Origin of the sequence: Pseudomonas promysalinigenes (assembly GCF_014269025.2) — a bacterium.
GTDB lineage: Bacteria > Pseudomonadota > Gammaproteobacteria > Pseudomonadales > Pseudomonadaceae > Aquipseudomonas > Aquipseudomonas promysalinigenes.
The window spans coordinates 3,673,424-3,695,054 of sequence record NZ_CP077094.1 but is presented as its reverse complement, the minus strand read 5'-3'; the positions used below and the strand labels follow the sequence as shown (position 1 = coordinate 3,695,054).

The following is a 21,631-nucleotide window of genomic DNA, read 5'->3' as shown; positions in this document are numbered from 1 at the left end:
GCCGGTGTTGGCGCAGGAGCAGGTGCGTGCCGAAGTCGAAAGCGTGTACCGGCGTGACTCGCGGCGTATCCTGGCGACGCTGATCCGGTTGCTGGGGGATTTCGATCTCGCCGAGGAGGCCTTGCATGAAGCGTTCTTTATCGCGGTGCAGCGCTGGCAGCATGATGGTATTCCTGACAATCCGCGGGCCTGGTTGGTTTCGGCTGGGCGTTTCAAAGCCATCGACGCGCTGCGCAGGCGGGCCCGTCTTGACCGCGCTCAAGCTGATCTGATCATGCTGATCGAAGGCCAGGCACAAGACCCTAGTGAGGAAGAACTGCTGGTCGATGACCGCCTGCGATTGATCTTCACCTGCTGCCACCCGGCCCTTGCGGCCGATGCCCAGGTGCCACTCACCCTGCGCGAAGTCTGCGACTTGAGCACCGAGCAAATCGCCCGGGCTTTTTTGCAAAGCCCTGCGACCATCGCTCAGCGCATCGTCCGTGCCAAGGCGAAGATTCGCGATGCCGGTATTGCATATCAGGTCCCGGACCTGCACGCGCTGCCCGAGCGTCTGGAGAGCGTGCTGCGGGTGATCTATCTGGTTTTCAACGAAGGTTATTCGGCCTCCTCAGGCCAGGCATTGGTTCAGCAGGCGCTATGCGACGAGGCTATACGCCTGGGCCGGCTGCTGGTGCAACTACTGCCGGACACCGAGGCCATAGGGTTGCTTGCGCTCATGCTGTTGCAGGCTTCGCGCCAGCGTGCCCGCAGCGATGCCGACGGTAATCTGGTGGTCCTCGATCAGCAGGACCGCGGCCTGTGGAACCGCCAACAGATCACCGAGGGGTGCGAGCTGGTGCACCTGGCTCTTGGCCGCCGGGACTTTGGAGCCTACAGCGTGCAGGCGGCGATCGCAGCGGTGCACGCTGAGGCGGCAACTGCGCAAGAGACGGACTGGGGGCAAATCTTGGCGCTGTACGATGTTCTGCTACAGCATTGGCCTTCAGCCGTCGTGGCGCTCAACCGTGCAGTGGCATTGGCCAAGCGTGACGGGCCGCAAGCCGGCCTGGACGCGGTGCAGGCGCTTCTGGCGGCCGGCGAGTTGCGCGACTATCACCTGGCGCATGCGGCCCAAGCCCAGTTGCATCAGGACTTGGGGCAGGTCGAGCAGGCGCGAGCGGCGTGGCAGAAGGCACTCGCGTTGGCCCGCCAGGCACCTGAGCGGCGGCACATCGAAAAGCGCTTGAGCCAGCTAGTGTAGGTGCACGGTCGGTGAGGGAGCGGCTTTAGCCGCGAAGAGGCAGACACAGGCCACCAAGACAGTTGCCTGAATGGGGCGCAAGGGAGCGCGTTCTCAGGCGAACACGCTCACAGCGGCGCTCAGCTGGCAATGAAATTCGGTGGCGATACAAGCTCCACTGTCTGTTGCTTGCGCGGTGCCAAGATTTCGGCCACCCCCTCGACAACCAGCTCATCGTTCTGGTTGTAGACGTTCGTGGCGATACGGACCTTGAACTTGGGCAGCTTCTCCAGAATTTCCAAACGCACGGTCAGCGTGTCGCCGATTTTCACCGGCTTCTGGAAGCTCATTTGCTGGCCCAGGTAAATGGTGCCAGGGCCCGGCAGCGTGCAGGCCACGGCGGCGCTGATCAGCGCACCACTGAACATACCGTGGGCAATGCGCTCTTTGAACATGCTTTTGGCAGCGAACTCGGCATCCAGGTGCACCGGGTTGTGGTCACCGGACATGGCGGCGAACAGCTGGATATCGCGTTCTTCGACAGACTTTTCGTAGGTGGCTTTCTGGCCGACTTCCAAAGCTTCGTAAGGCGTGTTGGTGACCTGGGTCATTGGCGTTTCCTTGATGAGCGGACAAGGCCGATATCATTCGCTGCGAGCAGGGCGGCCGAGTGCCAGGGCCTGCTTAAGCCATGCGAGGATGTCGGCGGTGACCTCGTCCCGATTGGTTTCGTTGAGCATCTCATGCCGCGCGTCAGCATAGACGCGCAACTGTACATGTCGATTGCCGGTCGCGCGCAAGGCATCGGCCAGGTGGGTGAGACGCTTGCCGGCACTCACCGGATCACATTCGCCGCCAATTATCAGCACCGGCAGGTTCGGGTCGATCTGCGCCAGGTTGGACGTCATGCTGATGTTCGCCAGCCCTTGCAGCAGGTCGAGCCATAGCTGGTTGGTGCAGCGAAAGCCACAGAGCGGGTCGTTGACGTACTTGTCCACTTCGACCGGGTCGCGGCTGAGCCAGTCGAAAGCCGTGCGGTTGGGCTTGAAGGCATTGTTGAATGAACCGAACGACAGCCACTCGATCAGGGCACTCTTGCCCGTTGGCCCCTGGCGCCAGGCCTCAATGCGCGCAATCAGGCGTGCTGCCCGGTAAAGCGCGACGGGTTGCAGGTTCGAGCCACTGAGTATGGCTCCGTACAAGCTGGCGCTGTGATGGATGAGGTAGGCCTGCGCGATGTAACTGCCCATGCTGTGGCCGAATAAAAAAACAGGGGTGCAGGGAAATTGCTGAGCGATGTGCTGGGCCAGCAAGCCGAGGTCGTTGACCACGGCATCCCAGCCATGTTCGCGGGCAAAAAGGCCTAGACTGCCATGCTCGGCGGTGAGCCCGTGGCCGCGCTGGTCTGGCGCCACCAATGCGTAGCCGGCGTCGGAGAGGGCTTGGCCCAGGCGCTGGTAGCGCCCGCCATGCTCAGCCATGCCGTGGGCCAGCAGCACCACGGCCTTGGCCGGCGTGGCTGGCCGCCATTGGTGCACGTACAGCCGGCAATGGTCGCTGGCTGGCAGCCAGTAGGCGTCATAGGGCATGGCCATTCCTTCGCTAAGATTACCGCACAGTGTATGCACAACCGGCCCAATTGCAGGTAGGGCACAAATAAGATTCACAATGTTAATGGCGGCACTTGGCGTATATGCCACCTCGGGCTTACCTGCTAACGTCGGCTCAACGCCCTTATGTCACCTGACACACAGGGCAAGGAATCGATGCGGTCTCAGGCAGAGGAACAATAATAAATGCAAGCCGACTTCTGGAACGACAAACGCCCCGAGGGCGTGCCTTCCTCCATCGACCTTGACGCCTATGGGTCGGTCGTCGAGGTGTTCGAGCGCTCTTGCGAGCGCTTCGCCGAGCGCCCGGCCTTCAGCAACCTCGGCGTGACCCTGAACTATGCAGAGCTCGAGCGCCATTCGGCCGCTTTCGCGGCCTGGTTGCAGCAGCACACTGACCTCAAGCCAGGGGACCGCATCGCGGTGCAGATGCCCAATGTGCTGCAGTATCCGATTGCCGTGTTCGGCGCCCTGCGCGCCGGGTTGATCGTGGTCAACACCAACCCGCTGTACACAGAGCGCGAAATGCGCCACCAGTTCAAGGACTCCGGCGCCCGCGCCCTGGTGTACCTGAACATGTTCGGCAAGCGCGTCCAGGAGGTGTTGCCCGACACCGCGATCGATTACCTGATCGAGGCGAAGATGGGGGATTTACTGCCCACGGCCAAAGGCTGGCTGGTCAACACTGTGGTCGACAAGCTGAAGAAAATGGTCCCGGCCTACCACCTGCCCCAAGCCATTGCGTTCAAGCAGGTACTGCGTGAGGGCCGCAGCCTTGCGCACAAACCGGTGCCGCAGTCGCTGGACGACATCGCCGTGCTGCAGTACACCGGCGGCACCACGGGCCTGGCCAAAGGCGCGATGCTCACCCATGGCAACCTGGTAGCCAACATGCTGCAGGTACTGGCCTGCTTTTCCCAGCATGGCCCGGACGGCCAGCGGCTGATCAAAGACGGGCAGGAAGTGATGATTGCGCCATTGCCGCTGTATCACATCTATGCCTTCACCGCGAACTGCATGTGCATGATGGTGACCGGCAATCACAACGTGCTCATCACCAACCCACGGGACATCCCGGGGTTCATCAAGGAGCTGGGCAAGTGGCGTTTTTCTGCGCTGCTGGGGCTCAACACCTTGTTCGTCGCATTGATGGACCATCCGGGCTTCCGCCAGCTGGACTTTTCGGCACTGAAAGTCACCAACTCAGGGGGTACGGCGTTGGTCAAAGCCACTGCCGAGCGCTGGGAGGCACTCACGGGCTGCCGCATCGTCGAGGGTTATGGCCTGACCGAAACCTCTCCTGTAGCCAGCACCAACCCCTACGGCAAGCTGGCGCGCCTCGGCACCGTGGGTATACCGGTAGCGGGCACAGCCTTCAAGGTCATCGATGATGATGGCAACGAACAACCTCTGGGTGAGCGCGGCGAGTTGTGCATCAAGGGCCCACAAGTGATGAAGGGTTACTGGCAGCAGCCAGAGGCCACGGCGCAGGCACTGGATGCCGAGGGTTGGTTCAAAACCGGCGACATCGCCGTGATCGACCCGGACGGTTTCACCCGCATCGTCGACCGCAAGAAGGACATGATCATCGTCTCGGGCTTCAACGTTTACCCCAATGAAATCGAAGAGGTGGTCATGGGCCATCCGCAGGTCGCCAACTGCGCGGCCATCGGCGTACCTGACGAGCGCTCCGGGGAGGCGGTGAAGCTGTTCGTAGTGGCCCGTGAAGGGGGGGTGAACGTCGATGACTTGAAGGCCTACTGCAAAGCCAACTTCACCGGCTACAAAGTCCCTAAGCACATTGTGGTACGTGAATCGCTACCGATGACCCCGGTGGGCAAGATTCTACGCCGAGAGTTGCGTGATATCGCCTGACGCCCAATGACCCAAGCAGCTCTAGCGGGCTGCTTTCAGGCTGATTTGCGACATTTTGGTCAATTACTCTAAAAATGACCCATATCGTTCATTGAGTCATTTTTGTGACTGCAAGGCCGGTTATGGCCTCTAGGCGACCCTATTTAAAGCTGTTACTCTCGGGCCGCTTTCAGATGATCCGGTTTGCAACGAACCCTCATCACATATCAATAATAAACGCATCGACGCGTGAATCGAACTTCGCTGTTGCTGAAGGAGTGGGCTTCCATGATCGAAAATTTTTGGAAGGATAAATACCCAGCCGGGATTACGGCGGAAATCAATCCTGACGAATTCCCTAATATCCAGGCGGTACTCAAGCAATCCTGCCAACGCTTTGCCAATAAACCGGCCTTTAGCAACCTGGGCAAGACCATCACCTACGGCGAACTGTATACGCTCTCAGGCGCTTTCGCGGCCTGGCTGCAGCAGCACACAGACCTCAAGCCAGGTGATCGCATTGCCGTTCAGCTGCCCAATGTCCTGCAATACCCGGTAGCCGTATTCGGCGCGATGCGCGCTGGCTTGATCGTGGTCAACACCAACCCGCTCTACACCGCACGCGAGATGGAGCATCAGTTCAACGACTCCGGCGCCAAGGCCCTGGTTTGCCTGGCCAATATGGCACATCTGGCCGAAAAGGTAGTACCCAAGACCCAGGTCAAGCACGTCATCGTCACCGAAGTGGCTGACTTGCTCCCCCCCCTCAAGCGCCTGCTGATCAACAGCGTGATCAAGTACGTGAAGAAAATGGTGCCGGCCTATAACCTGCCGCGCGCCGTGCGCTTCAACGATGCTTTGGCGCTGGGCAATGGCCAGCCGGTCACCGAAGCTAACCCGCAAGCCAATGACGTGGCCGTGCTGCAGTACACCGGCGGTACCACTGGCGTGGCAAAAGGGGCGATGCTGACCCACCGCAACCTGGTGGCAAACATGCTGCAGTGTCGTGCGCTGATGGGCGCTAACCTGCATGAAGGTTGCGAGATCCTCATCACACCGTTGCCGCTGTACCACATCTACGCTTTCACCTTCCACTGCATGGCGATGATGCTGATCGGCAACCACAACGTGCTGATCAGTAACCCACGTGACCTACCTGCCATGGTCAAGGAGCTGAGCAAATGGAAGTTCAGCGGTTTCGTTGGCCTGAACACGCTGTTCGTTGCGTTGTGCAATAACGATGCATTTCGTGCCTTGGACTTCTCGGCACTGAAAATCACCTTGTCCGGTGGCATGGCATTGCAGTTGAGCGTCGCCGAACGCTGGAAGAGCGTGACCGGCTGTGCCATCTGCGAAGGCTACGGCATGACCGAAACCAGCCCGGTGGCGGCGGTGAATCCGTCCGAAGCTAACCAGGTGGGTACCATCGGCATCCCAGTGCCCTCGACCCTGTGCAAGATCATCGACGATGCCGGCAACGAATTGCCACTGGGCGAAACCGGCGAGCTGTGCGTCAAGGGCCCGCAGGTCATGAAGGGCTACTGGCAGCGCGAGGATGCCACCCGTGAGATCCTCGACAGTGACGGTTGGCTCAAGACTGGCGATATCGCCTTGATCCAGCCCGATGGCTATATGCGTATCGTCGATCGCAAGAAAGACATGATCCTGGTCTCAGGCTTCAACGTGTACCCCAACGAGCTCGAAGATGTGCTCGCTGGCTTGCCGGGCGTGCTGCAGTGCGCTGCCATCGGTGTGCCGGACGAGAAGTCGGGTGAGGTAATCAAGGTATTCATCGTGGTCAAGCCTGGCATGACGGTCACCAAGGAGCAGGTGATGGAACACATGCGCGCCAACGTCACCGGATACAAGGTGCCGCGCTACATCGAGTTCCGCGATGTATTGCCGACCACCAACGTCGGCAAGATCCTGCGCCGTGAACTACGCGATGAAGAACTGAAAAAGCAGGGCTTGAAGAAGATCGCCTGATCCTCTGAATTTCGGGCGGCGTTACTGGCCTCCTCGCGGGTGAACCGGCGAAGAGGCCAGAGCGATCAGCGCAGTTTCTCCAGCATCTGGTAGTACCACATTCCCGCCGCCAGCAGTGGGTTGCCCAGCAAGTCTCCCATCGGCACGCGCACGTGCTTGCACTGGGCGAATGTGTCGAATTTCTCCAGCGTTCCGGTCAATGCTTCGGCCATGATCTCGCCCATGATGTGGCTGGTGGCGATGCCGTGCCCAGAGTAGCCCTGGCAGTACCACACATTGTCCGATAGCTTGCCCAGTTGCGGGATGCGATTGACCACGATGCCCATCGCGCAGCTCCACTGAAACTCGATCGGTATCCCCTTGAGCGCTGGGAAAGTGCGCTCGATGCAAGGGCGCAGTTCACCTTCGATATCCCGCGAGTCCTTGCCCGAGTAGTTGGCCCCGCCGCCGAACAACAGGCGCTTGTCGGCGGTCAGGCGATAATAGTCGAGCACGAAGCGGCAATCGTACACCGCCAGGTCCTGTGGGTTGATCTGTTGGGCCAGTTCACCCAGCGGCGCGGTGGTGACGATACCGCCCATGGCGGGGAAGATCTTGCCTTTGAGCTGGCGTTTCTCCAGCTTGTGGTAAACGTCACCCGCGAGCATCACCTGGCGTGCTTCGACCCGGCCGTGGGCGGTAACCACCGCCGGGCGTGGGCCGTGAACGATGTCCAGAACTTCGGAATTCTCGAAAATCAGCGCGCCCAAGCTGTGGGCCGCTCGGGCTTCGCCCAGGCACAGGTTGAGCGGGTGCAGATGCAGGTTGCGCATGTTCTTGAGTGCGCCGAGGTACAGCGGGCTCTGCAGATGCGCGGCCACCCCTTCGCGGTCGAGCAGTTGAATCTTGTCGCCCATGCCACGGCGTTCGGCCTCGGCCTGGAACTCGCGCAGTTCCTGCATGTGTGATGGTTTCATGGCAGCGTGCAGGTGCCCGCGCTTGAGGTCGCAATCGATGCCATAGCGCTCGACCCGCTGTTCGATGATCTGGTGCCCACGCCACCGCAGGTGCCAGATGAAATCATCGACCTCAGCGCCCAGGTGGTTGCGCATCTGCGTACGCATGGCCTCGTCACCTGACAAGCTGCCAGTAACCTGGCCGCCGTTGCGGCCACTGGCGCCCCAGCCTATACGGTTGGTTTCGATGATCGCCACCTTCAGGCCGCGCTCGGCCAATTCCACCGCAGTGGCGACGCCTGTGAAGCCACCGCCGATGATGGCCACATCGGCTTGCACCGTGCCCTTGAGCTGTGGGTATGCGCTGTGATCGTTCAGGGTGGCGCTGTAATAGGACGGCGCGCGCTGCGCCGGGCCTTTGTTCAATGCTGCGTTCATCGGTGTTCCTTGTTCTGAATGGGTAAGGCTCAGGCCTGGTGCAGGTACCAGCGCCAGTCCTGTTCGCTGACTTCGGCCATGAACTGTCGGTACTCGGCGCGCTTGACCTTCAGGTAGACGTCGAGAAAGCGCTCGCCCAGCGCTTCGCGTGCCCAGTGCGAGCGCTCCAGGGCGTCCAGCGCGGTCAGCCAGTCGGTAGGCAGGTGCTCGGTTGCCTGGGCATAACCGTTACCCTCGACCGGTGCACCTGGGTCCAGACGCTCGCGGATGCCGCGATGGCTGGCCGCCAGAATGGCGGCCGCGGCCAGGTATGGGTTGGCATCGGCGCCACAGATCCGGTGTTCGATGTGCCGGCTGCTGGCCGGGCCACCGGGCACGCGCAGGCTCACGGTGCGGTTATCGACACCCCAGGTAGGTGCCAAAGGTGCGTAGCTATTGGCCTGGAAACGGCGAAACGAGTTGGCGTTGGGGCAGAACAGCAGCAGCGAGTCACGCAGGTGGCGGAGCATCCCGGCCACCGCTTGGCGCAGTAGGGGAGTGCCAGCTTTGTCTTGGCTGGCGAACAAGTTGTTGCCAGCAGCGTCAGCCAGGCTCAGGTGCATGTGCATGCCAGTGCCTGCCAGGTGGGCGAACGGCTTGGCCATGAAGCAGGCCTGCATGCCGTGGGCATGGGCCACGCCCTTGACCAGGCGCTTGTAGCGCACGGCCTGGTCCATCGCTTGCAGCGCATCGCCATGCTCCAGGGTGATCTCCACCTGGCCGGGTGCATATTCGGAAATTGCCGTGCGCGCAGGGATACCTTGGGCCTTGCATGCGGCATAGAGGTCGGCAAGAAACGGCTCGATCTGTTCCAGCTCGCGCAGGCCGTAAACCTGAGTATTGCGCGGGCGGCCGCCGTCGTTGTCCAGCGCCGGCTGCGGGTAGCCCTGGGCATCACGCTTCTGGTCGAGCAGGTAGAACTCCAGCTCGCAGGCCATCACTGGGTGATAACCGTCGGCCTTTAGCGCATCGATGGTGCGTAGCAGCACATGGCGAGGGTCGGCAACGCTGGCTGGCAGCCCTTCGCTGGGGTGCATGCTGACCTGTACCGCGGCGGTCGGCACCCGACGCCAGGGCAAGCGTACCAAGCTGCCAACCAGCGGGTAGGCGCGGCAGTCGATATCGCCCACATCCCAGACCAGCCCGGAATTTTCCACGTCGTCGCCATTTAGGGTCAGCCCCAGGATGGTGCTTGGCAGCGGCCTACCGCTCTGGTACACGGCGAGCAATTCGTCACGGTGCAACAGCTTGCCGCGGGGCACGCCGTTGGCGTCGAGGATGAACAGCTCGAACAGTTCGATATCGGGGTTTTCTGCCAGGAAACGGCTGGCGTGCTCTACAGGTGCAAAGTGCATGATGGTGTCGCTCACAGGCGCATGGGACCTGCGCAAGGGCGCGGTCCATTTGAGTCAAACGGCCAGGCTACGGCCGCATTGGGTCACAAAGGCGTGAGCGAGACATCTGGTGGGCGGGCGTGGCGGCAGTGCCACAAGGCCCAGAAGGCGAGAATCACATGGACCAGCGGATTTTCACCGGCGTGGGACCGGGCCTTCGTAAGCGAAGGGCGGGACGACGGTGGGGCGATGGTCTGGACGGGAATCATGCCCTTGATACTCACATGCGGCTTAAGGTTGATTAAAGCAGTGAATGGCAACCTTCACATCGGGCTTGGCTAAACATTCGCGCTGCCTGGGGAGAATGCTGTTCACTCAAGCCTAGAGGCTTGGCTTGAGCTCTCGGGTGGGGCGTAGATCGAGCGCCGCCCGCGCGGCGCATCGCGAGCTTTGCTCGCTCCTACGTTTGTTTCGGGCCAATTGATCCTGTGGGATTTGCGCGCGGACGCCTTGGTGCATGGCGCGATGTCGCGTCGTACAAACAAGGCGGTCGCGCGCGCCTGTAACAGGCATTACTGGCCCGAAACAAACGTAGGAGCGAGCGCAGCTCGCGATGCGCCGCGCGGGCGGCGCTCGATCTCACAGGCGCCAAAAGGCTCAGATTGAACCCCAAAAAAATCCGACACCAGATCACTCGTATCGAATTGTTGATCAGAAAGCGTGCAACCTCGTGCAAGCGGGATTAGCGGCCATAAGGCAGCTCCAGGCAGCAGAGCGCCGGTAAATCTGCCACAATCGCCGGACTTTCCGCATGCCGATCATGAAACAGCAGGCTCACCTGCATCACTAAAAAGCCCCATGACTGACCAAGCCATCGATAAACTGCTGCAAAACCTCGACCACGCCATGATCGCCGAGCGCCATCGCCTGCGCCGGCAATTGCATGAACTGCGCAAACGCCCCGACGAGGTCAAGCTGGCGCAATGGGTGGAAAAGGTTCAGGCCTCCTGCGCTCAAGTCACCGCCCGCCAGCAAAGTGTGCCGACCATTCGCTACGACGACAGCCTGCCGATTGCCGCCAAGCGTGACGAGATCAAGAAGGCACTTTCGGAACATCAGGTCCTGGTGATCGCTGGCGAAACGGGTTCGGGCAAGACCACGCAGTTGCCCAAGATTTGCCTGGAACTGGGCCGCGGCAGCCATGGCCTGATCGCCCACACCCAACCCAGGCGCATCGCCGCGCGCAGTGTCGCTGCCCGGGTTGCCGAGGAGCTTGGTACGCCGCTGGGCGGGCTGGTCGGTTATCAGGTGCGATTCGAAGACCAGAGCGATGCCAACACCCTGGTCAAGCTGATGACCGACGGTATTCTGCTGGCCGAAACCCAGCACGACCGTTTTCTCGAGCGCTACGACACGATCATCGTCGACGAGGCCCACGAGCGCAGCCTGAACATCGATTTCCTGCTTGGCTACCTCAAGACCCTGCTGCACCGGCGCCCGGAGCTGAAGTTGATCATCACCTCGGCGACCATCGACCTGGAGCGCTTCTCCAAGCACTTCGACAATGCTCCGATCATCGAGGTGTCTGGGCGTACGTTCCCGGTGGACACCTGGTATCGGCCGTTGACCAGCGAGCAGGACGAGGAGGGCAACCAGGTCGAAGACGACCTCACAGTGGATCAGGCCATTCTTGCTTCGCTCGACGAGATCGCCCAGCACGAGCGCAGCGTCGGCAAGGGGCCTGGCGATGTGTTGGTATTCCTGCCGGGCGAGCGGGAAATCCGCGACGCGGCAGAAATTCTGCGTAAGGCGCAACTACGCCACACCGAGATTCTGCCGCTGTACGCGCGCCTGTCGCCAGCTGAACAGCAGCGGATCTTCCAGTCGCACAGCGGGCGCAGGGTGGTGCTGGCCACCAACGTGGCGGAAACTTCCTTGACCGTCCCCGGTATCCGTTACGTGATCGACAGCGGCACCGCCCGCATCAGCCGCTACAGTTACCGCGCCAAGGTCCAGCGCCTGCCCATCGAGGCGGTCTCGCAGGCCAGTGCCAACCAGCGCAAAGGCCGGTGCGGCCGAGTCGAGCCGGGGATCTGCATTCGCTTGTACAGCGAAGACGACTTCAACGGCCGGCCGGCCTTCACCGACCCCGAGATCCTGCGTACCAACCTGGCGGCGGTGATTTTGCAGATGCTGCACCTGCGCCTGGGCGCCATCGATGCCTTCCCATTCATCGAGCCGCCGGATGGCAAGGCGATCAGTGACGGTTTCAACCTGCTGCAGGAACTGTCGGCGGTCAATCGCGAGAACCAGCTGACGCCCATCGGCCGCCAGTTGGCGCGCCTGCCGATCGACCCACGGCTGGGCCGCATGCTGCTTGAAGGTGCGCGCCAGGGCAGCCTGCAGGAAGTGCTGATCGTGACCAGCGCACTGTCGGTGCAGGACCCTCGTGAGCGCCCGCCGGAGCGCCAGCAGGCGGCCGACCAGGCACATGCCCAGTGGAAGGACGCTGATACCGACTTCGCCGCGTTGGTCAACCTATGGCGCGGGTTCGAAGAGCAACGCCAGGCGCTGACCTCCAGCCCGCTGCGCAACTGGTGCCGCAAGCATTTCCTCAACTACCTGCGCCTGCGCGAGTGGCGCGATGCCCATCGGCAATTGTCGCTGATTTGCCGCGAGCTGCAGTTGCCGGTCAACAAGGAGCCTTCTGATTACCAGAAGGTACACAAGGCAATTCTTAGCGGGCTGCTCAGCCAGATCGGCCACAAGACCGAAGAGGGTGATTACCAGGGAGCTCGCCAGCGGCGCTTCTGGGTGCACCCCTCTTCTGGCATTGGCCGCAAGCGCCCGCAGTGGGTAATGGCCGCCGAGCTGGTGGAAACCACCAAGCTCTATGCGCGCATGGTGGCCAAGATCGAGCCTGACTGGATCGAGCCGTTGGCAACTCACTTGATCAAGAAGAACCACTTCGAGCCCCACTGGGAGAAAAAGCGCGGGCAGGTTGTGGCTTATGAGCAAATCACCCTGTATGGCCTGATCCTGGTGGGCCGCCGTCCGGTGCATTTTGGCCCGATCGACCCGGTCGCATCGCGTGAGATATTCATCCGCGAAGCCCTGGTTGGTGGTGAGATCCAATCGCGGGCCAAGTGCCTGGCTGCCAACAAGCGCTTGCTCGAAGAGCTCGACGAGCTGGAAGCCAAAGCCCGCCGGCGTGACATTCTGGCCGACGAAGAAACCCTGTACGCCTTCTACGAAGCCCGTCTGCCGGCTGAAATCCACCAGACCGCGACCTTCGATGCCTGGTACCGCATGAACAGCCAGAAGGACCCGAACCTGCTGATCATGCGCGAGGAAGACGTGCTGGCCCGCGAGGCCAGTGAAGTGACCGCCGCGCAGTACCCCGACAGCATGCAGGTCGGTGAGCTGCGCCTGCCACTGAGCTATCACTTCGAGCCGGGTCACTCGCGTGATGGTGTGACCGTGCGGGTGCCGGCGCCACTGCTGCCAAGCCTGCCGGGCGAGCGCCTGGAATGGCTGGTGCCAGGGTTGCTGGAAGCCAAGTGCGTAGCGCTGGTGCGCAACCTGCCCAAGGCCCTGCGCAAGAACTTCGTGCCGGTGCCGGACTTCGTCAAAGCTTCGCTGGCGCGCATGAGCTTCGGCCAGGGGGCACTGCCACAAGCCTTGGGCCAGGAGCTGCTGCGCATGACCGGCGCACGTGTGCCCGATGAGGCCTGGGCCGAGTCGGTCAACCTGGTCGAAGGCCACCTGCGCATGAACATCGAGGTGGTCGATGGCCAGGGCAAATTCCTCGGCGAAGGCCGCGACCTTGCCGAGCTGACTGCGCGCTTTGCCGCAGCCAGCCAAGCTGCCTTGGCCGTGCCGCGCACCGAGAAGAGCGAGCAACCGGTGCAGGCCAAAGCCTTCAGTGAGGTCAAGCAGACCGCGCAGCAGAAGATCGCTGGCCTGTCGATGACGGTTTACCCAGCGTTGGTGGAAGAGAATGGCAGCGTACGTGAGGGGCGCTTCTCGACTCAGGCCGAAGCCGAGTTCCAGCACCGTCGTGCCCTGCAGCGCCTGTTGCTGCAACAGTTGGCCGAGCCTGCCAAGTTCCTGCGTGGCAAGCTGCCGGGGCTGACCGAGCTGGGGCTGCTGTACCGTGAGCTGGGCCGGGTCGAGGCGCTGGTCGAGGATATTCTGCTGGCGAGCCTGGACAGCTGCATCCTAGACGGTGAAGCGACGTTGCCGCGTGACGGCGCCGCCCTCGCCGGGCTGGCCGAGCGCAAGCGTGGCAGCTGGGCCGAGCACGCCGAGCGCCTGGCCCGGCAGACGCTGGAAGTGCTCAAACTGTGGCACGGCCTGCAGAAGCGCTTCAAGGGCAAGATCGACCTGAGCCAGGCGGTGGCGCTGAACGACATCAAACAACAGCTGGCCAATCTGGTCTACCCAGGCTTCGTGCGGGAAACCCCGGCTGCCTGGTTCAAGGAACTGCCGCGCTACCTCAAAGCTGTGGAGTTGCGCCTCGAGAAACTTGGCAGCCAAGTGCAGAAGGACCGGGTCTGGAGTGGTGAGTTGGCCAACCTGTGGGCGCAGTACCAGGCGCGGGCCGACAAGCATGCTCAGGAAGGCAAGCGCGATGAACAGTTGGCGTTGTACCGTTGGTTGCTCGAGGAGTACCGGGTATCGCTGTTTGCCCAGCAGTTGGGTACCAAGGTGCCGATTTCCGACAAAAGATTGAGCAAACAGTGGAGCCAGGTGGAAGGCTAACTTCCTTGATTTGTGGCACACTCCAGTGAATTTGGGGGCCGCTTTGCGGCCCATCGCGGACGAATCCGCTCCTGCAGTGAATAACAGCGTTCTGTAGGGGTGGCTCGATCGCGATCGAGGGCACAACTCTCGCCTCGAACCTGGTACTAAAGTGCCATTATTCTGTCATATTCCGAGCCAACGCCCCGTGGCGATGGCCTTTGAGCAGAGGATCGATCGTGCATAACGTCGTCATCAGCGGCACCGGCCTGTATACCCCGGCCCAGAGCATTTCCAACGAAGAACTGGTGGCCTCTTTCAATGCCTGGTCAGCGCAATACAACCAGGCCAACGCCGCCGCCATCGAGCGTGGCGAGGTGGAAGCAGCGCCGGTTTCCGACGCTGCCTTCATCGAGAAGGCCTCGGGCATCAAAAGCCGTTTCGTGATGGACAAGGCCGGTATCCTCGACCCGCAGCGCATGAAACCGCGCCTGCCTGAGCGCGCCAACGACGAGCAGTCGATCCTTTGTGAAATGGCTGTGGCCGCTGCGGGCCAGGCCCTGGAGCGCGCTGGCCGTACTGCGGCGGATGTCGATGGGGTAATCGTCGCCTGCTCCAACCTGCAGCGCCCTTACCCGGCCATCGCCATCGAAGTGCAGCAAGCGCTGGGCATCGAGGGTTTTGCCTTCGACATGAACGTGGCCTGCTCGTCGGCCACGTTCGGTATCCAGACCGCTGCCAACAGTGTGCAGTTGGGCCAGGCACGGGCGCTGCTGGTGGTCAGCCCGGAGATCTGCACCGGGCACCTGAACTTCCGCGACCGCGACAGCCACTTCATCTTCGGTGATGCCGCCACGGCGGTGCTGGTCGAGCGCGCCGACAAGGCCACATCCGCGCATCAATTCGACATTCTGGGCACCAAGCTGCAGACCGCCTTCTCGAACAACATCCGCAACAATTTCGGCTTCCTCAACCGTGCGGCTGAAGAGGGGGTGGGTGCGCCGGACAAATTGTTCGTGCAGGAGGGGCGTAAGGTATTCCGGGAAGTCTGCCCGATGGTCGCTGAGCTGATCGGCAAGCACCTGAGTGAAAACGACCTGCAGCCTTCCGATGTCAAGCGCTTCTGGCTGCACCAGGCCAACCTGAGCATGAACCACCTGATCGTCAAGAAACTGCTGGGGCGCGAGGTGAGCGAAGACGAGGCACCGGTCATTCTCGATCGATATGCCAACACCAGCTCGGCAGGTTCGGTGATCGCCTTCCATCTGTACCAGGATGACTTGGCCGAAGGGTCGTTGGGGGTACTGAGTTCGTTCGGCGCGGGTTATTCGATCGGTAGCGTGATTCTGCGCAAGCGCTGAGCTACCCAAGCAGGGGCCGCCAAAGCGGCCCCTTTTTTGTGGGCGAAAAAAAGCGGAAAACACCGGATGGGGTCGGTGTTTTCCGCTTGAGCGTGGAGCAAAGCGTATGCAGCTTAGAACTTGGCTTCCAGATCTACCTGCAGGGTGTCTACGTCAGCATTGCTGTTGGGCAGGTTGGAGTAGTCGGTCTTGGCCATCAGGTAGGCTGCGCCCAGGCTGAAGTTCTTGTCGATTTCGTAACCGACTTTGAACTTGTGACCGCGTGAACCGGTGAAGCCGTTGCCGAAGTCAGAGTCGGTGAACAGGCTGACCACGCCGTTGCGCTGCACGTCGCGGTAGTTGTAGTCCAGGCTCCAGGCGCCAATTTTCGATTTCAAACCGGCCAGCCAGGCGGTATCCATGCCGTCGGTGCTTTCGGTGTTCTTGACGTACTGGCCATAAGCCGACAGCGGAATGGCGAAGCCGGTGAAATCGATTTGGCCGAAGCCCTCGACCAGGTTGAATTCGTCGGTGGTGTTGCCCAGCGAGCGCAGCGCAGCCGAGGCCTTGTCATTGTCGTAGCCGTAGAGGCTGGCGCCGACGGTGACCTTGACGGTATCGGCGGCGTTGAATTTGGTGCCAAGTTGGGCAGCGTAAAGCTGGGCATCGTGCTTGAACTGCACGCCGTCGCCGTCGACATTGTCCTTGAGGTTGTAGTGGCCGATGCTGCCGAACACTTCAGCAGGGCCGGCATTGGTTTTGTAGGTGAGCGCAACGCCTTCAGGGTTGATGTCGCTGTCCCAGATAATGTCGCCCATGCTCACCCAGGGCTGGTTCATCTTGCCGCCGATCACGTGCAGGTTCGGCACAGCGGTCGGGTGCCAGTCGAGGTAGGCCAAATCGACCCACAGCGACTTCTTCTCGAAGTAGTTATCCAGGCTTTGGTTGGTCGATCGGGCATCGGCGCTGCTGCCGGTGGCCACACGCACGCCAGCGTCGACTTGCGGGTTGATCTCACTGTAGAAGCCAACGCGGGCACGAACACGCTCTCGGTCCTGGTTGCCACTGCGCGAAATAGGGTTGTCGACGTTGACGTCCTCGTAACGCAGGCGCACATCACCCTTGATCTGGGTCTTGGCGGCCCAGGCCACTTTTTGTTCGAAAGCGCTCATACGGTCGGATTGGGCTTTCTGGTCGGCCTTTTCCTTGGTCTCCTTTGCCAGGTCGCCTTGCAGCTCGTTGTACTGCGCCTGGTTGATCGAGCCATTGGCGCGGAGCATTTCGAGCAGCTTGGCGTCGACAGCTGCACTGGCCGAAGTACTCATAGCCAGCATCATGCCGGTGAGGCTCACTCCGGTAAGTGTGGAAACAAGACGCATAAGGTTCTCCCTACTGAAAATATTCGGGGAGGCTCAGCGCCCACCCCCGTGTTGGCATGTCTTCGGAAAGGGCCTGGCTAGACAGGTTCTAGGGTTCCGGAAAACAGGCGCAAGTATTGCGGGGGGGCATTACAGATTGATGTCTTATTAATGGCACTGCGGTTAAGTAAGCGAAAGCGTAGGGACAAAGGGCCGATCATCGTTTGAGCGATGGGCCCTTGTTCGTCGATACTGATGGCCTTCAATAGCGAGTCGAACACGTGACCAGTCTCTACAGCCTTGCCCATCTGCGTGACCTGCCAGCGGCGACCTGGGATGCCTTGGTTCCGCCGGGCCATCCATTTTTGCGTCATGGCTTTCTCAGTGCCCTGGAAGACAGCGCCAGTGTGGCGCCCAGCACTGGCTGGGCAGCCGAACACCTGGTGCTCGAGCGCGATGGGCAGGTGCGGGCGTTGCTACCGGCCTATCGCAAGTGGCACTCCTACGGCGAGTACGTGTTCGATCACGGCTGGGCCGACGCTTGCGAGCGCGCCGGCATCGCCTATTACCCCAAGCTGCTGGGGGCGGTACCGTTCAGCCCGGTCAGCGGCCCGCGCTTACTGGCGCCCGACCCTGCCGATGCACTACTGGTATTGCAGGCATTACCGCAGTACCTGGACAAGGCCGGGTTGTCGGGTGCGCACATCAATTTCACTGAGCCGCAGCTCGATGCACAGATGGCGGGCCAGCCGGGCTGGATGGAGCGCCTGGGCTGCCAGTTCCATTGGCGTAATCAGGGTTATCGCGACTTTCAGGATTTTCTCGACAACTTAAGCTCTCGCAAGCGCAAGCAGATGCGCAAAGAGCGTGAGCAGGTGGCGGGGCAGGGTATCGATTTTCGCTGGTACCGCGGCGATGAGCTGGCCGAGGCGCAATGGGATTTTGTCTTTCTCTGCTATGCCAATACGTACGCAGTGCGCGGGCGCGCACCGTACCTGACCCGGGCGTTTTTCAGCCTGTTGGCCGAACGCATGCCCGAAGCGTTGAGGGTGGTGATTGCGCGCCAAGGCGGACGCGATGTGGCGATGGCCTTGAGTCTGGTCGGCGGCGACAGCCTGTTCGGCCGTTATTGGGGTTGCCTGGATGAATTCGACCGCCTGCATTTTGAAACCTGCCTCTACCAGGGCATAGACTTCGCCATTGCCGAAGGCTTGCAACGTTTCGATGCCGGGGCGCAGGGTGAGCACAAGCTGATCCGTGGCTTCGAGCCGGTTTTGACGCGGTCTTGGCATTACCTGCTACATCCGGGGTTGAAGCGGGCGGTAGAGGATTTTCTGCGGCAGGAGCGAGCAGGGGTGAGGGGGTATGCCGAAGAAGCCAAGCAGATGTTGCCCTACCGCAAGGGTTGAGTTCCTTGGCGCTTGGGCTGGCGCCTTCGCGGGTGAACCCGCTCCTGCACAGGGTGAACATGCAGGCGCGAGTTCCCCCGCAAAAGGGCCAGCACCGGTTCAGTCGACCCCGACAAAGCCACCGGTCTGGTGATGCCACAAGCGGGCATACAACCCCCGCTGTTGCAGCAGCTCGCTGTGGCTGCCAATCTCGACGATCCGCCCTTTGTCCAGCACCACCAGGCGGTCCATGCGAGCGATGGTCGAAAGCCGGTGAGCGATGGCGATCACCGTCTTACCTTGCATCAGGGTTTCCAGGCTTTCCTGGATGGCCGCTTCGACCTCCGAGTCCAGCGCCGAGGTCGCTTCGTCCATGATCAGAAGCGGTGCATTTTTCAACAGTACCCGGGCAATCGCGATGCGTTGGCGTTGACCGCCTGAAAGTTTCACGCCCCGCTCGCCGACATGGGCATCGAACCCTGTACGGCCTTGGGCGTCCGACAGCTGTGGGATGAATTCGTCGGCACGCGCCCGGCGCACGGCCTCCTGCAGCGCAGCTTCACTGGCGCCGGGCCGGCCATACAGCAGGTTGTCGCGGATCGAGCGGTGCAGCAGCGAAGTGTCCTGGGTAATCATGCCGATCTGTGCGCGCAGGCTGGCCTGGCTGACCTGGGCAATGTCCTGGCCGTCGATCAGGATGCGACCACCCTGCACGTCATACAGCCGAAGCAGCAGGTTGACCAAAGTCGATTTGCCGGCCCCGGACGGGCCGATCAGGCCAATTTTCTCCCCCGGTCGGATGTCCAGGTTGAGCCCGTCGATCACATTGGCGGCCTTGCCGTAATGAAAGTCCACATCGTCGAAACGCACGGCGCCACGCGTGACTTTCAGGGGCGGTGCATTGGGCTTGTCGGTGACGGTGACAGGCTGGGCGATGGTCTGCAGACCGTCCTGGACCATACCGATGTTCTCGAAGATGCCGTTGACCACCCACATGATCCAGCCCGACATGTTGACGATGCGAATCACCAGCCCCGTCGCCAGGGCGATGGCACCGACGGTGATCAGCGACTGGCTCCACAGCCACAGCGCCAGGCCCGTTGTGCTCACCACCAGCAGGCCGTTGAGGCTGGTGATGACCACGTCCATGCGGGTCACCACGCGCGACGCCAGTTGAGTTTTTTCGGTCTGTTCTCGGATCGCTTCGCGGGCGTACTGCTGTTCGTAATCAGTGTGGGCAAACAGCTTGAGGGTAGCGATGTTGGTATAGCCATCGACGATGCGCCCCATCAGCTTGGAACGGGCATCGGAGGAAATCACCGAGCGCTCCTTGACCCGTGGCACGAAGTAATAAAGCGCGGCGATGTAGCCGAAGATCCACACCAGCAGCGGTAGCATCAAACGCCAGTCGGCCTCTGCGAACAGCACCAGCGAGGTGATCGCGTAGATCAGCACATGCCAAAGTGCATCCACCGCCTGCACGGCAGAATCGCGCAGCGAGTTACCGGTCTGCATGATGCGCTGGGCGATGCGCCCGGCGAAGTCGCTCTGGAAGAAGTTAAGGCTCTGTTTGAGCACATAGGTATGGTTTTGCCAGCGAATCAGGCTGGTCATGCCGGGGTTGATGGTCTGGTGTACCAGAAGGTCATGCAGCCCGAAAAACACCGGTCGCAACACAAGGATCACCACCAGCATCCAGATCAGCTCGCCGCTGTGCTCGCTGAAGAAGTTTGCATTGGGTGTGCCCTGGGCCAGGTCGATGATGCGGCTCAGGTAGCTGAACATCGCCACCTCGATCAGCGAGGCGAAAAGGCCTACCACCAGCAGCGCGAGAAAGCTCGGCCACACTTGGCGCAGGTAGTACAGGTAGAACGGCCAGACCTGGCCAGGTGGCGACTCGCTGGGCGCGTCGCGGAAAATATCGATCAGTTGCTCGAAGCGGCGGTACAGCATGGGTGACTAGACTCCTGTGCTACCCGACCCGGAAGGTTTCACGTCCCTGTGAAACCGGCAGTCAGTCGATGCGTTTGGCGGACTTGATGAACACCGGGTCGTTCGGCACATCACGCATGCCTTTCTTGACGGTGGTTGGCGAATTGACGATCTGGTCGACCACTTCCATGCCTTTGGTCACTTTGCCGAACACCGCGTAACCGGCGTCGCGGCCTGGGTTGAGGAAATCATTGTCGGCCACGTTGATGAAGAACTGGCTGGTGGCCGAATTCGGGTTGGAGGTGCGGGCCATGGCCAAGGTGCCGCGCGTGTTCTGCAGGCCGTTGCTAGCCTCGTTCTTGATGGGATCTTGGGTGTTCTTCTGCACCAATTGCTCGGTGAAACCGCCGCCCTGGACCATGAAGCCTGGGATCACGCGGTGGAAGATGGTGTTGTTGTAAAAGCCGCTATCGACATAGCTGAGGAAGTTCTTGGTGCTGACTGGCGCCTTTTCGGCGTTCAGCTCGATTTCGACCTGGCCGAAGCTGGTGTCCAGCAGTACGTGCGGTGTCTTGTCGGAGGCCATCACGCCGGTGGCGAAAGCGACGGAGCAGGCGGTGAGCAGAAGTTTTTTCAGCATGGGCTCAATGATCCTTGAGAGGTGGAAGCGGCTGCGAGAAATTGCAGCAGGGTCTGGTTGAAGACCTCGGGTTGGTCAAGGGGCGTAGCGTGCCGGGAATCGTCGATGACCACCAGCCTGGCGTGAGGCATCAAAGCGACGTAACGCTCCTTCAGTTGTATCGGGGTGTAATCGTGGTCGGCCGCAATCACCAGTGTCGGACAGCGAATTTCATCGATACGTTCCTGCACCCCCCAATCGACGATGGCGTCGAAACTCTTGAGGTAGGCGTATTTGTCGTTGCGCGCCCAGCGTTGCGCCATCTTGTGCCGAAGGTCCGCCTGGCCGGGTTTTGGAAATAGCCGGGCGGCCAGGCCTTGGCCGACGGTTTCGACACTGAGGATGCGCGCCAGGCTCCAGCGCTTGAGCCACCACAGCCAGTCGCTACGGGTGCGGCGTTTGACTTCGGGGGCGCTGTTGACGATACACAGGCTGCGCAGCCACTGTGGGTGATCGACCGCGAACTGGAACCCGACCATGCCGCCCATCGATAAACCCACAAAATGGACCGGGCCGGTGCGCAGGTGTTCGAGCAGCGCCAGCAGATCTGCGCTGAAAGTGGCTATTCGGTAACCGTCACGGGGCTTGTCAGACCGCCCGTGGCCGCGGATGTCCATCACTATCACCCGGTAGTGCGGGCTCAATGCCGGTATCTGCAGCTCCCAGTCCTGGCTGCTGGAGCCCAGGCCGTGCAGCAGCACCAGAGGTTCGCCCTGGCCATATTCCTGATAATGCAGCGAGCAGCCTTGATGTTCGAAATAGGCCATGGGCGC

General features: G+C 61.3%; 14 protein-coding genes. 6 read left to right on the top strand and 8 right to left on the bottom strand.

Annotated elements, in window-relative coordinates; all coding sequences use genetic code 11:
• The first annotated feature begins 4 nt into the window (after positions 1 to 4).
• Positions 5 to 1,243, top strand: coding sequence for an RNA polymerase sigma factor (locus HU725_RS16705; RefSeq protein ID WP_186478922.1), 1,239 nt, complete (start codon positions 5 to 7; stop codon positions 1,241 to 1,243).
• 119 nt (positions 1,244 to 1,362) lie between these two features.
• Here HU725_RS16705 and HU725_RS16700 read toward each other — a convergent pair whose 3' ends face one another.
• Positions 1,363 to 1,833 carry a MaoC family dehydratase gene (locus tag HU725_RS16700; protein WP_186478914.1) on the bottom strand — a complete coding sequence of 157 codons (471 nt, stop codon included), beginning with the start codon at positions 1,831 to 1,833 and terminating at the stop codon, positions 1,363 to 1,365.
• 33 nt (positions 1,834 to 1,866) lie between these two features.
• Positions 1,867 to 2,811 (bottom strand): alpha/beta hydrolase, encoded by a 945-nt coding sequence (locus HU725_RS16695; RefSeq protein WP_186478915.1) that lies wholly within the window; start codon positions 2,809 to 2,811, stop codon positions 1,867 to 1,869.
• A 207-nt stretch (positions 2,812 to 3,018) separates the two neighbouring features.
• On the opposite strand from HU725_RS16695, the gene fadD2 reads away from it, so the two are divergent.
• Together fadD2 and fadD1 are read left to right on the top strand one after the other, a co-directional pair.
• Positions 3,019 to 4,707: a long-chain-fatty-acid--CoA ligase FadD2 gene (gene fadD2, locus HU725_RS16690; RefSeq protein ID WP_186478916.1), complete on the top strand. Its 1,689-nt coding sequence runs from the start codon at positions 3,019 to 3,021 to the stop codon at positions 4,705 to 4,707.
• A 267-nt stretch (positions 4,708 to 4,974) separates the two neighbouring features.
• A complete protein-coding gene (fadD1, locus tag HU725_RS16685; RefSeq protein ID WP_186478917.1) occupies positions 4,975 to 6,672 on the top strand; it encodes a long-chain-fatty-acid--CoA ligase FadD1 in 1,698 nt (565 codons plus the stop codon).
• A 65-nt stretch (positions 6,673 to 6,737) separates the two neighbouring features.
• Here the strand turns inward: fadD1 and HU725_RS16680 are convergent, their stop codons facing one another.
• A complete protein-coding gene (locus tag HU725_RS16680; RefSeq protein ID WP_186478918.1) occupies positions 6,738 to 8,045 on the bottom strand; it encodes an NAD(P)/FAD-dependent oxidoreductase in 1,308 nt (435 codons plus the stop codon).
• Between the two features lie 29 nt (positions 8,046 to 8,074).
• Positions 8,075 to 9,439 (bottom strand): glutamine synthetase family protein, encoded by a 1,365-nt coding sequence (locus HU725_RS16675; RefSeq protein ID WP_186478919.1) that lies wholly within the window; start codon positions 9,437 to 9,439, stop codon positions 8,075 to 8,077.
• A gap of 837 nt (positions 9,440 to 10,276) precedes the next feature.
• Here HU725_RS16675 and hrpA point away from each other — a divergent pair.
• Complete coding sequence (gene hrpA / locus HU725_RS16670; protein ID WP_186478944.1) at positions 10,277 to 14,182, top strand: ATP-dependent RNA helicase HrpA; 3,906 nt, start codon at positions 10,277 to 10,279, stop codon at positions 14,180 to 14,182.
• 218 nt (positions 14,183 to 14,400) lie between these two features.
• The gene (locus HU725_RS16665; RefSeq protein ID WP_186478945.1) at positions 14,401 to 15,522 is read left to right on the top strand and encodes a beta-ketoacyl-ACP synthase III; all 1,122 of its coding nucleotides are present in this window, start codon (positions 14,401 to 14,403) and stop codon (positions 15,520 to 15,522) included.
• A gap of 113 nt (positions 15,523 to 15,635) precedes the next feature.
• On the opposite strand, the gene HU725_RS16660 is transcribed toward HU725_RS16665, so the two are convergent.
• A complete protein-coding gene (locus HU725_RS16660; protein WP_060479808.1) occupies positions 15,636 to 16,880 on the bottom strand; it encodes a putative porin in 1,245 nt (414 codons plus the stop codon).
• Between the two features lie 260 nt (positions 16,881 to 17,140).
• Between HU725_RS16660 and HU725_RS16655 the strand changes: the two genes are divergently transcribed.
• On the top strand, positions 17,141 to 18,268 hold the full coding sequence (locus HU725_RS16655) for a GNAT family N-acetyltransferase (protein WP_186478946.1): 1,128 nt from the start codon (positions 17,141 to 17,143) through the stop codon (positions 18,266 to 18,268).
• 99 nt (positions 18,269 to 18,367) lie between these two features.
• Here the strand turns inward: HU725_RS16655 and HU725_RS16650 are convergent, their stop codons facing one another.
• The 3 genes from HU725_RS16650 to HU725_RS16640 all read right to left on the bottom strand — a co-directional run bounded on the left by HU725_RS16650 (position 18,368) and on the right by HU725_RS16640 (position 21,625).
• Complete coding sequence (locus HU725_RS16650) at positions 18,368 to 20,200, bottom strand: ABC transporter ATP-binding protein (RefSeq protein WP_186478947.1); 1,833 nt, start codon at positions 20,198 to 20,200, stop codon at positions 18,368 to 18,370.
• Between the two features lie 61 nt (positions 20,201 to 20,261).
• A complete protein-coding gene (locus HU725_RS16645) occupies positions 20,262 to 20,819 on the bottom strand; it encodes a peptidylprolyl isomerase (RefSeq protein WP_186478948.1) in 558 nt (185 codons plus the stop codon).
• Complete coding sequence (locus tag HU725_RS16640) at positions 20,813 to 21,625, bottom strand: alpha/beta fold hydrolase (RefSeq protein ID WP_186478949.1); 813 nt, start codon at positions 21,623 to 21,625, stop codon at positions 20,813 to 20,815. The genes HU725_RS16645 and HU725_RS16640 overlap by 7 nt, the downstream gene beginning before the upstream one ends.
• Between the last annotated feature and the right edge of the window lie 6 nt (positions 21,626 to 21,631).